Below are 13,727 nucleotides of genomic sequence, written 5' to 3'. Positions count from 1 at the left end.
TGATCCTCGGCGGCATGACGTGCGCGTCGTGCGCCAATCGCATCGAGCGCAAGCTGAACAAACTCGACGGCGTGACAGCCACGGTCAACTACGCCACCGAGAAGGCGAAAGTCGTCAGTGACGGCGTCTTGACTGCCGATCTGATCAAGGCCGTGGAGCAGGCGGGGTACACCGCCACCCTGCCCCGCACCGAAGATCCGGCTGCCGGCGAAGCTACTGCCGAAACAGACGCCTCGGACCCGTTGAAGCAGCGCCTGCTGATCTCCCTCGTATTGTCCGTGCCCGTCATCGCCATGGCGATGGTGCCTGCGTTGCAGTTCGACAATTGGCAGTGGCTGTCACTGACTCTCGCGGCACCCGTCGTCGTCTGGGGCGCGTGGCCTTTCCATGTCGCGGCCGCGAAGAACTTGCGTCACGGCACGTCCACGATGGACACGCTCGTGTCGATGGGCACGCTCGCGGCGCTGGGATGGTCGTTGTACGCGCTGTTCTTCGGAACCGCCGGGGTGACGGGAATGAAGCATCCGTTCGAACTGACCATCGCCCGCATGGACGGCATGTCCAACATCTACCTCGAAGCTGCTGCTGGTGTGACCACGTTCATTCTTGCCGGCCGCTACTTCGAGGCGCGCGCCAAACGGCGAGCTGGGTCCGCGCTCCGGGCATTGCTGGACCTCGGTGCCAAGGACGTCACAGTCCTGAAGGACGGCGTCGAAAAGCAGGTACCGGTCGCAGAACTGGCCGTCGGAGATCGGTTCGTCGTCAAGCCGGGGGAGAAGATCGCGACGGACGGCATCGTCGAATCCGGCGCCTCCGCCGTCGACAAGTCGATGCTGACCGGTGAGTCCGTGCCCGTCGAAGTTTCCACCGGCGACGAGGTGGTCGGCGCGACCGTCAACGTCGGTGGCAGGCTCGTGGTGAAAGCCACGCGGGTCGGCGCGGATACGCAGCTCGCGCAGATGGCCACCCTCGTCGAGGAAGCACAGACCGGCAAGGCTCAGGTGCAGCGCCTGGCCGACCGCATCTCCGGGATCTTCGTTCCCATCGTCATCGCTATCGCCGTTGCGACACTGGGCTTCTGGCTCGGAACCGGTGGTTCCGTCGCCGCGGCATTCACCGCGTCGGTTGCTGTTCTGATCATTGCCTGCCCGTGTGCGCTCGGACTCGCGACTCCGACGGCATTGATGGTCGGCACCGGTCGAGCCGCCCAGCTCGGCATCCTGATCAAGGGCCCCGAGATGCTCGAGTCGACGCGTCGGATCGACACCGTCGTCCTCGACAAGACCGGCACTGTCACAACCGGTGAGATGACGCTGCTCGCGGTCCATGGCGCCGACGGTGAAGACCGCGACGAGATTTTGACGGTGGCGGGCGCCATCGAGTCCGGCTCCGAACACCCCATCGCAGCTGCCATCACCGCGGCAGCCAGGCAAGAAGACTCACTGCCCGTGGTGGTCGATTTCGCGAACGTTGCAGGCCTGGGGGTCACCGGAACTGTCGACGGCCGGACGGTCGTGTTGGGGCGGGCAGCCCTGTTGGCCGAGAAGTCACTCCCGCTCCCGCCGGAACTCGAGCGCGCGCTGCACGACGCGGAGGCCGACGGCCGAACTGCCGTCGCGCTCGGTTGGGACGGGCGTGCACGGGGAATTCTCGTCGTCGCCGATGCACTCAAGCCGACGTCGAAGCAGGCCATCGCCGAATTGCGTGAACTCGGTCTGACTCCGGTCATGCTGACCGGTGACAACGAGGCAGCTGCGCGGAAGATCGCCGCCGAAGTCGGCATCACCGAGGTATTCGCCGGCGTGCTCCCGCAGGGCAAGGTCGATGTCATCGCGCGACTGCAGGCCGAGGGCAGGGTCGTCGCGATGGTCGGCGACGGCGTCAACGATGCGGCAGCATTGGCCACGGCAGATCTCGGATTGTCGATGGGGACCGGCACCGACGTCGCGATCGAGGCCAGCGACTTGACCCTCGTTCGCGGGGATCTTCGCGCCGTCGGCGACGCCATTCGGCTCTCCCGTAAGACGCTCGCGACCATCAAGGGCAACTTGTTCTGGGCGTTCGCGTACAACGTCGCGGCTATCCCACTTGCGGCGGCGGGTCTGCTCAATCCGATGCTCGCGGGCGCGGCGATGGCGTTCTCCTCGGTGTTCGTGGTGACCAACAGTCTGCGTTTGCGGCGCTTCCAGGCGGCGGGAGCGGAGCCTGCGGAGTGACCCGGGATGGGCGGGAGCGGAGCCTGCGGAGTGACCATCTGCTCGGTGTAGTCCAAGATGGAGTCATGGCTGACTCCCAAGATGTTCCGATCCGTGACGAGTCCATCAGGCTCGGGCAGTTTCTCAAGTTGGCGAACCTGATCGAGTCGGGGGCGGAGGCGAAGACTTTCATCGCCGATGGGCAGGTCAGCGTCAATGGTGAGGTGGATCTGCGACGTGGTCGCCAACTTCATCCGGGCGATGTCGTCTCGATCGACGGTGGCCCGTCGGCTCGCGTCGTGAGTGAGTCGGCGCTGTGAAGGTTGGCGGGCGTGAATGGGGTGGCACGCGGGTGACGGGTATGGGCTTGCCGCGCGACGAGGTGCCTGGGGCTTTCGACGTCGGGGCGCGGGCGTACGACCGGTTGGTCGGTGCGAACCCCGGCTATCACGATCATCTGGCGAAATCGGCGGAGCGGCTGCGCCTTCCTGGCCTCGGTGATGGGCTTCGCTTGCTCGATATCGGCTGCGGCACGGGTGCGTCGACGGCGGCATTGTTGAAGGCGGCTCCGCACGCGCAGATCGTTGCTGCCGATGCGTCGGCGGAGATGCTCGAGGTGGCGCGCTCGAAGTCGTGGCCGTCGAACGTGACGTTCGTGCACAGCCGCGTCGAGGATCTCAATGTCAATGGGGTCGATGGCCCGTTCGACGGCATTCTCGCTGCGTACCTGATCAGGAACGTCGACGATCCTGATACGGAGTTGAAGTCTCTGATGTCGTTGCTCGAGCCCGGTGGGAGCATCGCTTTTCACGAGTATTCGGTCAAGGATTCCATTCGTGCACAGGTGCTGTGGACGTTCGTGTGTTGGGCGGTTATCATTCCGCTCGGTTACTTGGCCACCCGTAACACGACCTTGTACCAGCATCTGTGGCGCAGTGTGGTGACGTTCGACGGTGCTGGAGAGTTCGCCAGGCGTATGCAGCGTGCAGGTTTCACTTCCTTGGCTACCGAGACTATGACGGGCTGGCAGAACGGTGTCGTACACACCTTTCTCGGAGCCCGCCCGATGGAGACACTGTGACCGATAGTCGACGCGTCGAACATCCCGCTCCTGCCGGGTTTCCGGATGCCGGTTCGCTGACCCGTGTGCCGCGCGTCGTCGTTGTCGGTGGCGGGATCGCCGGCCTCAGTGCGGCAACGGCATTGGCGGAGCGCGGTGTCGAGGTGACCGTGCTCGAACGTGAGAACTACCTGGGCGGTCGCGTCGGGGGGTGGGATACCACGCTCGACGACGGCACTCCTGTGACGATGAGCCGCGGTTTCCACGCGTTCTTCCGGCAGTACTACAACCTTCGAAATCTGATGGAGCGCAGTGATCCGGGCCTGCGACGGCTACGTCCGGTCGAGGACTATCCGCTGATCGACGGCGATGGCCGAATCGACGGCTTCAAGGGTCTGCCGCAGACGCCGCCGTTGAATGCGTTCGCGTTCGTCGCTCGGAGTCCTACTTTCCGAATGCGAGAGTTGTTCTCGCTCAAGGGTGTAGCGGCGCTACCGCTGATGAATGTCAGTGTCCCGGAGACGTTCGAGCAGCTCGACACGACCCCGGCGGCGGAGTTTCTGCGCAACATCAACTTCCCCGAGGCCGCGCGACACTTGGCGTTCGGGGTTTTCTCGCGGAGCTTCTTCGCCGATCCCGAGGATATGTCCGCGGCCGAGCTGGCCATGATGTTCCACATCTATTTCCTCGGCTCGTCGGAGGGGCTGATCTTCGACGTGCCTCGGGGACCGTATCCGCAGGCGCTGTGGAATCCGTTGGGAGAGTACTTACTAGGCTTGGGCGTCGATATCAGGGTGGGCACCGCGTGTGAGGGTATCGCCCGGGGCCGCGAACGCGCATACGACGTAGTCGGGGTGGGTGAGGTCGACGCCGTGGTGCTTGCCGCCGATATCGCCGGCTTGCAGAACGTGGTGAAGAACTCGCCGGATCTCGGGACGTCGGAGTGGCGTAAACGCATTGAGGCACTGGAAAATACGCCGCCGTTTCTGGTGCATCGAGTGTGGCTCGACAAGCCGGTGAATGCCGATCGCCCGGCCTTCATCGGAACCGGCGGAATGCCGCCGATCGACAACATCAGCGTGCTCGAGCGGTTCGAGGACGAGGCGGCGGAGTGGGCCGCTCGCACCGGCGGATCGGTTGTCGAACTGCACGCGTATGCCGCCGTCGACTCCGAAGAGGACACGCGCGCGCAGTTGATGGCGCGGATGCATGAGATTTACCCTGAAACCGCTTCGGCCACAGTGGTATCCGAGCGCACCGAATGGCGCAATGATTGCCCGTTGTTCGGCCTCGGTCAGTTCGCCAATCGGCCCACCGTGCGCACCCCGGAACCGGGCGTCGTGCTAGCAGGGGACGGCATCAGGATCGATCTGCCGGTCGCTCTGATGGAACGTGCCGCGACAACGGGGTTGCATGCGGCGAACACTCTGCTCTCGGGCTGGGGCATCGCCGGGCACCCGATCTATACGGTCCCGACGCGCGGACGCTTTCGAGTGTTCGACAAGCTGGCTCGGCTCACCAAGCGCTGACCGCGTCGATCCCCCCGCGTATCGGGGGGGATCGACAGGTTGGTTTTTTCACATGCCGCGTGAACGCAATTCGTACCTTCGCTCGGCGTAGTCGAGGTCGTCTTTCCACAGTCGCTCAGCAGTCCATCCCATGGCGGGACGAAGCAGCGGTGCGACCTTGCGTGCCATCTTGAATCCCGGACGCTCGGAGCTGGCGACGGTGACCTCGATGACGGCTGTCCGTGGCTTGCCGTCCGGCCCGGGGCCCAGTGGAGTCGCATGCGTCTCGACGACGCTTCCGATGCCCTCGCCTTCGAGAATGCGCATCACGATGGTGCGTGGACCTGGGCAGACGAATTCGACACGGACCGGTACGCCGACTCCTCGGCTGACGCGGAATGTCACGTCGACCAGGAACCGATCGTCCTTTTCGGGGACATCGACGTCGGTGGGTGCGTCGACCACCTTCAGTCGTGCGAACGAGTACGGATGGAACCAGGCTCCGTGCCACGGATCGAGGCGATTGGCGACGATATCGTCCGGTTCGCAGATGCCGGTCACCGTCACGACCGCATCGACGGAGTTTGCGGCGGGTGGTCGGATCGGGACGATCGGCACTTCGGTCGGCTCTTCACCACCGAGTTCGTCCATCCGGACCCAGACGAGAATGCCGTCGTCGAAGGCGGGTAGCGGCTTCCATCCGGGGCGTCCCTTGGGGCCGAGCGGCATACCGTGCCACAGACAGATGAGGGTGTCGCATTCGATCTTGGCCTTGTCGAGCGGCGCACCGAGGTGTGGGCACACTCCGGGGGCGATGTGGATTCCTTGCTTCTCGTCGCGCCAGGCCACCAGTTCGGTGCCACCGATGTGCCGCCCGAACGGCTTGTCCTTCGGGATGTCGCGGCTCGCGGCGAAGACGAACCAGTTCCCCGACGGCCGCATCTTCGCGCGTTTGAGCGCGGACTCGATGACCTGCGGATTCGCACCCTTCCACGTCGGTTCCTGTTTGGCCCACGCTTCCGCAGGCAATGGCTGCAGGGGCAAGCTTTTCGGCCAGCGGCCGCGTAGTGCATCGAGGGCTGCCATGGGTACCCGCTTTCCGTGCTGGTTTCGTGTATCGACTCTATTGTGCCCACATTGCGACGGAGCGACACTTCTCCTACGCATTCGGACCGAACGCGTACCTGCCGCGCATCTTGACAGGGTTCTGTCGATTGCTACAGTGACAGCATCCTGTCAACTATGGAGGTTCCGATGAAGACCATTGCTCTCTACGCACTCGACACCATGGCGGACTGGGAATACGGATACCTCGTGGCAGGCATCGCCATGGCGCGGCAACAAGGCAACTCTCGGTACGAGCTGAAGGTTGTCTCCGACGGCGGCGGCAAGGTCACCACCGCCGGTGGCATTCGTGTTCTTCCCGACGGCGACGTCGCCGATCTCGACGTCGGATCGCTCGCGGCGCTAGTCCTCCCCGGCGGCGACACGTGGGGTGAGGGGCACGCCGCGGTGCTCGAGCTCGCTCGGACGGCGATCGATCGCGTAGTACCCGTCGGTGCCATCTGTGGTGCCACGCTCGGGCTTGCGCGCACCGGACTGCTGAATGCTCGCCCACACACCAGCAATGCACTCGAATTCATCTCCGGTGCAGCCGAATACACCGGTAGTGAGCACTATCGCGATGCACGGGTGGTGTCCGATCGCTCCCTGGTGACCGCACCCGGCACGGCTGCATTGCAGTTCACGAAAGCAATGTTCGAGGTACTCGAACTCTTCCCGCAGCCGATCATCGAGGCCTGGTACGGGCTGTACTCCACCGGGGAGCGCAAGTTCTACGACCAGTTGGTCGCCGGATGAACCGTTCACCAGCCGGTGATGCGCTGACCTCCGTCGTACTTCCTGCATTCGAACTCAATGGTGAATTTCTCGCGGCGGCGCGGCAGATAGCCGAACCAGCGGGCCTGACTCCTGCGTGGTGGCAAGTACTCGGTGCCACGCTGGAGGAGCCGCTGGCAGTAGCCGAGATCGCTCGACGCGTCGGCCTCGGTCTTGCGCGGCAGAGCGTGCAGCGCACGGCGGACATCCTGGTGGGCAAGGGATGGGCGGAGTACCTCGAGAACCCCAAGCATCGACGCGCCAAATTGCTTCGGCCCACACCAGCAGGGCGGACCACCCTGACGGCGCTACGCGACGATCAACATGCGTGGGCCGACGCCGTCGGGCAGGCGGTGGGGGAAGAGGAGATACTTCGGGTCCTGGATGGAATAACGAAGATCATCGCGGCCTCGCGGCGCTATCGAGACGAGATCGAGTTGCCCCCACGGCGGCAATGACACTTTTACCCCCCGGGGGTATGGCTGGTAACGTCGGTTGCATGCACTCAGTTATCCGCGGCAGTCGACGAGGTACAGCCTCGGCTACCGGGTTGTTGATTGCATTCACCATTTTCGGGGTGTTGCTCATGCACTCGGTGACACCGATGTCGTCGATGTCGTCGATGTCGTCGATGGGCGGCGGCGATTCTGCGATGGCGTCGGAGTATCGACTCGACGCTTCGGGGCCTGTCGCGTTCGGGGAGCACGACTGCCCGTCTGCACATTCGATGATGCATCCGTGCACGGGCACGACGACGTCGTGGCCTGCTCTGACGGTGCCGACCACCAGCATCGACTTCGACCTTTCACCACGAACGGTGGACATCGTCGGCGGGCGCACTGCCTCCGCGTTGGAACGTGCGCCGCCGTGGGTTCTCTCGGAGTTGGACAAATCGGTGACCTTGCGAGTGTGACGGGGAGCCCGAAATGCTCCTGCATCTCGGCGGATCGCTTTTTGTATCCGAACTCCGTAAAAGATCACTCTCGTAAGGAATTCACATGCGTACTCCAGTACTTGCTGCACTCGCGGCTGCCTCGGCAGGCGTTATTTTCCTCGCAGGCTGCAGCGACGACTCTTCGAACACTCCGATGAACGGGCAGATGATGGACGGGCACTCGATGAACTCGTCGCAGTCCACTTCGTCCTCAACGGATGCGTCGGCGCAGTTCAACAATGCCGACGTGATGTTCGCGCAGATGATGTACCCGCATCACGCACAAGCCGTCGAGATGTCCGAGATGGCAACCGGGCGGACCGAGAATCCAGATGTCCTGGCATTGGCGTCGGCGATCGAAGCCGCGCAGCAGCCGGAGATGGACCAGATGACCGCGTGGCTCTCCGAGTGGGGCCAGCCTGCCCCTTCCGCTGACTTGGGGGAGATGGGCGGTATGGGCGGTATGAACCACGGCTCGGGCAGCGGCATGATGACCGATCAGGAGATGGACTCGTTGATGGCGTCCTCGGGACCCGAGTTCGACCGCCAGTGGTTGACGATGATGATTGCCCACCACACCGGTGCTATCGACATGGCGAATGTCGAGATCGAACAGGGTTCCAATCTCGAGGCTCAGGCGATGTCGCGCATGATCGTCACTTCTCAGCAGGAGGAGATCGACACGATGCGCCAGCTCTTGGGCTGACCTGTTCCACACCGAAGGCCGCACTCCTCGTGGGGGGCGGCCCTCGGTCGTTCCAACGTTCGACTCGGGCTCAGCTCTTCAGTGCCGGTTGATTCTCTTGGGCCACATCATTCGGATGCTCGTAGCCGACGATGCTGTCAGGGGTGAGATCGAGTCGACGCAACAGCTGCGCATTGGCGGCGACGATGACCGTCGACAATGACATCAAGATGGCCCCGACCGACATCGGCAGCACGAACCCGATCGGTGCCAGTACTCCTGCCGCGAGCGGCACGGAGATGAGGTTGTATCCCGCTGCCCACCACAGGTTTTGCTTCATCTTCCGATACGAGGCACGCGAAAGCTCGATCACCGAAAGCACCGATCGGGGGTCGTCGCTGGCCAGGATCACTCCCGCCGACGCGATGGCGACGTCGGTGCCCGCGCCGATCGCGATCCCGACGTCGGCCTGCGCAAGCGCCGGAGCGTCGTTGACGCCGTCGCCGACCATCGCCACTGTGCGTCCTTCTCGTTGCAAGTCGGCGACGTGATGGGACTTGTCCTCTGGTTTTACTCCGGCGAAATAGCGGTCGATACCGAGTTCGATGGCGACGGACTTCGCGACGGCATCGGCGTCACCGGTGATCATGACGACCTCGATGTTGCGGCCATGAAGTTCTTCGATCGCCGAGCGTGATTCCGGTCGGATCTCGTCGGCGAGCTTCAACGCCCCGATGACCTCGCTTTCTGCGAGGACGTGCAGGATGATCGCCCCGTCGTCGCCCCAGCGGTCGGCGACGGCAAGTTCGCGGGCGTGCTCCTGTTCGAGCAGGCCCGGGCCACCGACGTGGATCCGAGTTCCGTCGACATCGGCCGATACTCCGACCGCCGGGGACGACCGAAATTCGGTAGCGGTCGGTACCGTCAGGCCGCGGTGACGTGCGGCTTCGACGATGGCGCGGGCGAGAGGATGCTCGGAATCGGTTTCGGCGGCCGCGGCCGAAGCTAGGACTTCTTCGGCGGTGTGGCCCCCGGTCACCTCGATCGCAATGACGGTGGGCTCACCTTTGGTCAGCGTTCCTGTTTTGTCGAAAACCACGGTATTCACCGTCCGCATGGTTTCCAGCGCCAACCGGTCCTTGATCAGGACACCGCTGCGGGCGGCTCGTTCGGTGGCGATGGACACCACCAGGGGGATCGCCAACCCGAGGGCGTGTGGACAGGCGATGACCAGGACGGTGATCGTCCGGATGACGGCGTCGTCGGGCAGCCCGAACAGTGTCCACACTCCCGCGGTGATGGCCGCGGCTCCCAGCGCGAACCAGAACAACCAGCCCGAGGCGGTATCGGCGATGCGCTGGGCCCGCGACGACGAATTCTGCGCGTCGGCGACAAGGCGTCCGATGCCGGCGAGGGCGGTGTCCTCGCCGATGGCGGTGACCTGGATGCGGACGCCGGAATCGGTGGCGACGGTCCCGGCGACGACGTGGTCACCGTCGCTGCGACGGACAGTGCGCGATTCGCCGGTGACCATCGATTCGTCCATGCTCGCGGTCCCGGAGGCGATGGTGCCATCGGCAGGCACCCGCCCACCTGGGCGGACGACGACGACGTCGTCGACGCGTAAGTCGTCCGGCGTCACCGAGACGACCTCGCCATCCTCGATGCGTTCGGCGGTGTCGGGAAGAAGCGCTGCCAGTGAGTCCAAAGCCGAAGTGGTCTGCGCAAGTGACCGCATCTCGATCCAGTGGCCGAGCAGCATGATCACGATCAGCAGCGCCAGTTCCCACCAGAAGTCGAGTTGGTGGTCGAGTATGCCGATACTCGAACCCATCGATGCCAAAAATGCGACTGTGATCGCCAGCGCGATGAGAAGCATCATTCCTGGTTGCCGTGAACGTATCTCGCTGACCGCGCCGGTCAGGAACGGTGATCCGCCCCAGAGATACATGATGGTGCCCAGTACTGGTGAGATCCAGGCGATCCACGCTGCGTCGGGTAGCGAATAGCCAACGAGCATCGCGAACATGTTCGACGCGAACACGACCGGCACGGCGAAGAACACCATGATGACGAACAGGCGACGGAACTGGCCGGCGTGATCGCCATGTTCGGCATGCCCCGCGTGTCCGGACATGTCGTGCCCTGCCATGTCATCTTGGCCGGAATGCGCCGAATCCGGCTGAGGCGGATGTGCAGTGTCGGGGTTCATGTGGTTGCTCATCGTGCATGTACTCCCACTGATCGAGTTCGTGGTTGATACCCCTAGGGGGTATGGGTCCAGTACGAACTGTACGCCTCCCCGCCACTCTCGGGAAGGGTTCTTCGACCGCAGAAGGCTTGATTGTTCCGATCAAGCAACGCCGACGAACCGCAGGGCGGCAGTCGTCGCCGAAGCAGCCACGACGATGGCAACGAAGGGTGCTTTGCGCCAGGCCAGCACGGCGGCTACGACAACTCCTGCGGGAAGAGCGAACCCTGCGAATTCGGTGTCGACGATCAGTGCCTGGGTTGCGACGAGTGCGACGAAGAGAACGGCTACGGCCGTCGAGCTCAGCATCTCGATTCGCGGGGACAATGTGACGCGGCTACGAAGTAGCGGACCGATCATCCGGAGCAGCATGGTGCCGACGGTGAGCGCGAGCATCGGAACGACGAGATTCACGTGTTCACCTTCGATAGCAGTGGGGCGATGGCAACTCCGGCGAGTGCGAGCAGGACCGGGATTCCCGGGGGGAGCACGGTGGCAGCGGCGACGGCGATGACCGCACCGATCACGGCGGCGTTCCGCGTCCTCGCCTCGCGCAGGGCAGGCATGACCAGGGCGATGAGTACCGCCGGGAAAGCGGCATCGAGGCCGAGAGCTGCTGTGTCGGTGATCGCGCTACCGAGCGCCGCGCCGCCGAGCACGCCGATGTTCCAACTCACGAACAGTCCGATTCCGCAGAGCCAGAACGATGTTCGACGCGCAACCGGTTCTTTCTCGGCGACGGCGAAAGCAACGGATTCGTCGGTGATCAAGTGCATCCCGAGAAGCTTTCTGGGCCAGCTCGAGCCGGCCAATGCGTCGCCGACCGAGAAGCCGAGTGGGACGAGTCTGGTGTTGACGAGCATCGCGCTGGCAACTGCTGCAACCGGATTACCCCCTGCGGCAAGCACTCCCACGAGAATGAACTGGGAGGCACCGGCGAAGACGAATAACGACATCGCGACCGGAACCCAGAGCGGGAGCCCGGTCGCGACGGCGATTGCGCCGAAGGAGGCCCCGACGAGGCCGTCGGCAAGGCAGACGAGGGCGATGTCTCGCAACGCGGGTGTTCGCCATATCGAACGCATGTCCGTAATAGTGGACGATGTTAGGGTGTTCGTCAAACCGAACGATACAACCGATGGAGTGAACGAACATGGTCGAGTCGGGTGCACCCATCGCAGCGATCGCCGCAGCACTGCAACGTGAACGCAAACGGGTCGGACTGTCCTCCGCCGAAGTCGCACGCCGAGCCGGGATCGCCAAATCGACTCTCTCGCAACTCGAATCGGGCACAGGTAACCCGAGTGTGGAGACCCTATGGGCGCTCAGCGTCACCCTCGACGTACCGTTCGCGCAGCTGGTCGAACCTGCCCGACCGCGAGTGCACCTGATCCGGGCCGGTGACGGGCCCCGCATCGGATCCGAACACGCCGACTACGTAGCGACGCTGCTCGCCTCGTGCCCACCGCACGCGCGTCGGGACCTCTACATCATCAACGCCCAGGTCGGCGACGCGCGGCAGGCAGATCCCCACTCGCCAGGCGTCGTCGAACATGTCGTCATGTCGGTGGGTCGCGCACTGGTCGGACCTACCGAAGACCCTGTCGAGCTACATCCCGGTGACTACATTTCGTACCCGGGGGATCAGCCGCACACGTTCGAAGCATTGGAGCCGAACACCGTGGCGGTACTGGTGTCCGAGCACCTCTAGCGCTCGACACACAGAACGCCGAGGATGGAATACCGCGCAGAAGTCGGACATTTTTGGCACAGTGGGAGGTATGCAGCGGCGCGTGGGCGAGAGTTGGTCCGTGCGACCAAGCTCAGGGGTAACCCCTGGGAGAGAAATGAGAATCGGTCACTGCGTCCGAAGCAGCTCGGCACGCTCCGCGTGCTTGACTGCTCCGAGGACGAAAGATTTCGGTCGCCCCGCGCCGCTGTGTTTTTTTACAGGAGATGCATGGCCGACCGAGAACTGACGCCGCGATCGGCCGCGGCGTTGGCGTCCCTGTCCGCGGATGCGGAGTGGACGCGTAGCGGACTCGAGGAGGCATTCGCGGCGCTCGTTCCGGCCAGAGCGTCATGGTTGGCGGACCGCGTGATCAATCTTTTTCCGATGCCGCCGTTCGACGAGTCGTCGATCTTCCGCCTCCTGCGCGACCTGCCGTTCATCCCGGAGCCTTCGGTGTCCTCGCACGCGCCGCCGCCGGGAGGCCACGTCAAGCCGTGGCGTTTCGAGGTGCCTCGCTACGAGACATCGGGTCAACTTGCAGGGTCCCTCGATCTTACGATCGACGAAATGGACTGGTTCGCTGATCTTCAGGGAAGATTGACGACAGCGCCGTTTCCGATGCAGCACTATCGTTCTGCCCGAATCGACAAGCGCGTCGGCTCGCGGCTCCTGGAAGTGCCGAAGCCACGATTGCGCGAGATTCAGCGAAAGGTCCTACGGCGGATCCTCGATCGAGTGCCCGCGCACCCTGCTGCGCACGGATTTCGGCGAGGCCGCAGTGCGCAGACCTTCGCAATTCCACACGCAGGCCGCGAAGTTGTCGTATCAGTCGACCTGAAGAACTTCTTCCCATCCATCGGATTCGACCGTGTCGTAGCGATATTCGAAGCTGTGGGCTATCCCCCGACTGTCGCGTCGAATCTTGCAGGCGTGTGCACGACGGTGGCGCCCGCGGCCGAATTGGTCGGAATCGACCGGCCGACAGCCTCTCGATTGCGATCCACTCATCTGCCGCAGGGCGCCCCGACATCACCGGCACTGGCCAATCTTGCAGCACGGCAATTGGATATCCGGTTGACCGGTCTCGCGCGATCCATGGGGCTGCGATATACCCGTTATGCCGACGACCTGGCATTCTCCGGTAGCCCAGACGTGGACACCCTGCAGTGGGTGGTCGGCCAAGTCGCACAGGACGAGGGTTTCGCCCTGCACCCGGACAAGACGCGGGTGCGGCGGGCACATCAGCGACAACAACTGACCGGGCTGGTGGTCAACGACTGGCCCGCAGTACCCAGAGCCGAATACGACGCCCTGCGCGCGCTGCTCCACAACTGCATCACGACGGGTGCCGATGTGCAAAACCTGAGCGGGAGTGCAGATTTCCGCGCCCACGTGTACGGGCGCATCGCGCGCATCGGTGAAACGAGCAGTACGCGTCGAGAGAGATTGCTCGCGATGGCAGCGCGGGTGGATTGGTGATGAGT

At 63.9% G+C, this 13,727-nt stretch carries 14 protein-coding genes; 10 read left to right on the top strand and 4 right to left on the bottom strand.

Going from position 1 to position 13,727, the window contains the following annotated elements; genetic code table 11:
- Positions 1-14: 14 nt before the first annotated feature.
- From O1W68_RS05665 to O1W68_RS05650, 4 genes are all read left to right on the top strand, one after another.
- Entirely contained in the window at positions 15-2,216 is a 2,202-nt protein-coding gene (locus tag O1W68_RS05665; protein ID WP_269302805.1) for a heavy metal translocating P-type ATPase, read from the top strand.
- A gap of 65 nt (positions 2,217-2,281) precedes the next feature.
- Positions 2,282-2,515 (top strand): RNA-binding S4 domain-containing protein, encoded by a 234-nt coding sequence (locus O1W68_RS05660; protein ID WP_136170536.1) that lies wholly within the window; start codon positions 2,282-2,284, stop codon positions 2,513-2,515.
- Between the two features lie 41 nt (positions 2,516-2,556).
- The gene (locus O1W68_RS05655; RefSeq protein WP_136172566.1) at positions 2,557-3,276 is read left to right on the top strand and encodes a class I SAM-dependent methyltransferase; all 720 of its coding nucleotides are present in this window, start codon (positions 2,557-2,559) and stop codon (positions 3,274-3,276) included.
- Positions 3,273-4,784, top strand: a complete 1,512-nt coding sequence (locus O1W68_RS05650; RefSeq protein WP_269301935.1) for an NAD(P)/FAD-dependent oxidoreductase — start codon at positions 3,273-3,275, stop codon at positions 4,782-4,784. The genes O1W68_RS05655 and O1W68_RS05650 overlap by 4 nt, the downstream gene beginning before the upstream one ends.
- Before the next feature lie 48 nt (positions 4,785-4,832).
- On the opposite strand, the gene O1W68_RS05645 is transcribed toward O1W68_RS05650, so the two are convergent.
- On the bottom strand, positions 4,833-5,849 hold the full coding sequence (locus O1W68_RS05645; RefSeq protein ID WP_269301934.1) for a DUF5914 domain-containing protein: 1,017 nt from the start codon (positions 5,847-5,849) through the stop codon (positions 4,833-4,835).
- A gap of 168 nt (positions 5,850-6,017) precedes the next feature.
- Between O1W68_RS05645 and O1W68_RS05640 the strand changes: the two genes are divergently transcribed.
- The 4 genes from O1W68_RS05640 (at position 6,018) to O1W68_RS05625 (ending at position 8,281) form a co-directional block, all read left to right on the top strand.
- Positions 6,018-6,623 carry a DJ-1/PfpI family protein gene (locus O1W68_RS05640; RefSeq protein ID WP_269301933.1) on the top strand — a complete coding sequence of 202 codons (606 nt, stop codon included), beginning with the start codon at positions 6,018-6,020 and terminating at the stop codon, positions 6,621-6,623.
- On the top strand, positions 6,620-7,099 hold the full coding sequence (locus O1W68_RS05635; protein ID WP_269301932.1) for a MarR family winged helix-turn-helix transcriptional regulator: 480 nt from the start codon (positions 6,620-6,622) through the stop codon (positions 7,097-7,099). Before O1W68_RS05640 ends, O1W68_RS05635 begins: the two co-directional genes overlap by 4 nt.
- Positions 7,100-7,140: 41 nt before the next feature.
- The gene (locus tag O1W68_RS05630) at positions 7,141-7,554 is read left to right on the top strand and encodes a hypothetical protein (RefSeq protein WP_269301931.1); all 414 of its coding nucleotides are present in this window, start codon (positions 7,141-7,143) and stop codon (positions 7,552-7,554) included.
- An 85-nt stretch (positions 7,555-7,639) separates the two neighbouring features.
- Positions 7,640-8,281: a DUF305 domain-containing protein gene (locus O1W68_RS05625; protein WP_269301930.1), complete on the top strand. Its 642-nt coding sequence runs from the start codon at positions 7,640-7,642 to the stop codon at positions 8,279-8,281.
- Positions 8,282-8,351: 70 nt separating this feature from the next.
- On the opposite strand, the gene O1W68_RS05620 is transcribed toward O1W68_RS05625, so the two are convergent.
- The 3 genes from O1W68_RS05620 to O1W68_RS05610 all read right to left on the bottom strand — a co-directional run bounded on the left by O1W68_RS05620 (position 8,352) and on the right by O1W68_RS05610 (position 11,596).
- A complete protein-coding gene (locus tag O1W68_RS05620; protein ID WP_269301929.1) occupies positions 8,352-10,484 on the bottom strand; it encodes a heavy metal translocating P-type ATPase in 2,133 nt (710 codons plus the stop codon).
- Positions 10,485-10,613: 129 nt separating this feature from the next.
- Positions 10,614-10,925, bottom strand: coding sequence for an AzlD domain-containing protein (locus O1W68_RS05615; protein ID WP_269301928.1), 312 nt, complete (start codon positions 10,923-10,925; stop codon positions 10,614-10,616).
- Positions 10,922-11,596, bottom strand: coding sequence for an AzlC family ABC transporter permease (locus tag O1W68_RS05610; protein ID WP_269301927.1), 675 nt, complete (start codon positions 11,594-11,596; stop codon positions 10,922-10,924). Before O1W68_RS05610 ends, O1W68_RS05615 begins: the two co-directional genes overlap by 4 nt.
- Before the next feature lie 68 nt (positions 11,597-11,664).
- On the opposite strand from O1W68_RS05610, the gene O1W68_RS05605 reads away from it, so the two are divergent.
- Complete coding sequence (locus O1W68_RS05605; RefSeq protein ID WP_269301926.1) at positions 11,665-12,222, top strand: helix-turn-helix domain-containing protein; 558 nt, start codon at positions 11,665-11,667, stop codon at positions 12,220-12,222.
- 249 nt (positions 12,223-12,471) lie between these two features.
- Positions 12,472-13,722 carry a reverse transcriptase family protein gene (locus tag O1W68_RS05600; protein WP_269301925.1) on the top strand — a complete coding sequence of 417 codons (1,251 nt, stop codon included), beginning with the start codon at positions 12,472-12,474 and terminating at the stop codon, positions 13,720-13,722.
- Positions 13,723-13,727 lie beyond the last annotated feature (5 nt).

The organism is Rhodococcus sp. H36-A4, from assembly GCF_027158005.1.
In the GTDB taxonomy this organism is placed as follows: domain Bacteria; phylum Actinomycetota; class Actinomycetes; order Mycobacteriales; family Mycobacteriaceae; genus Rhodococcoides.
The sequence above is the reverse complement of the archived record's forward strand: the minus strand, read 5'-3'. Positions and strand labels throughout refer to the sequence as shown.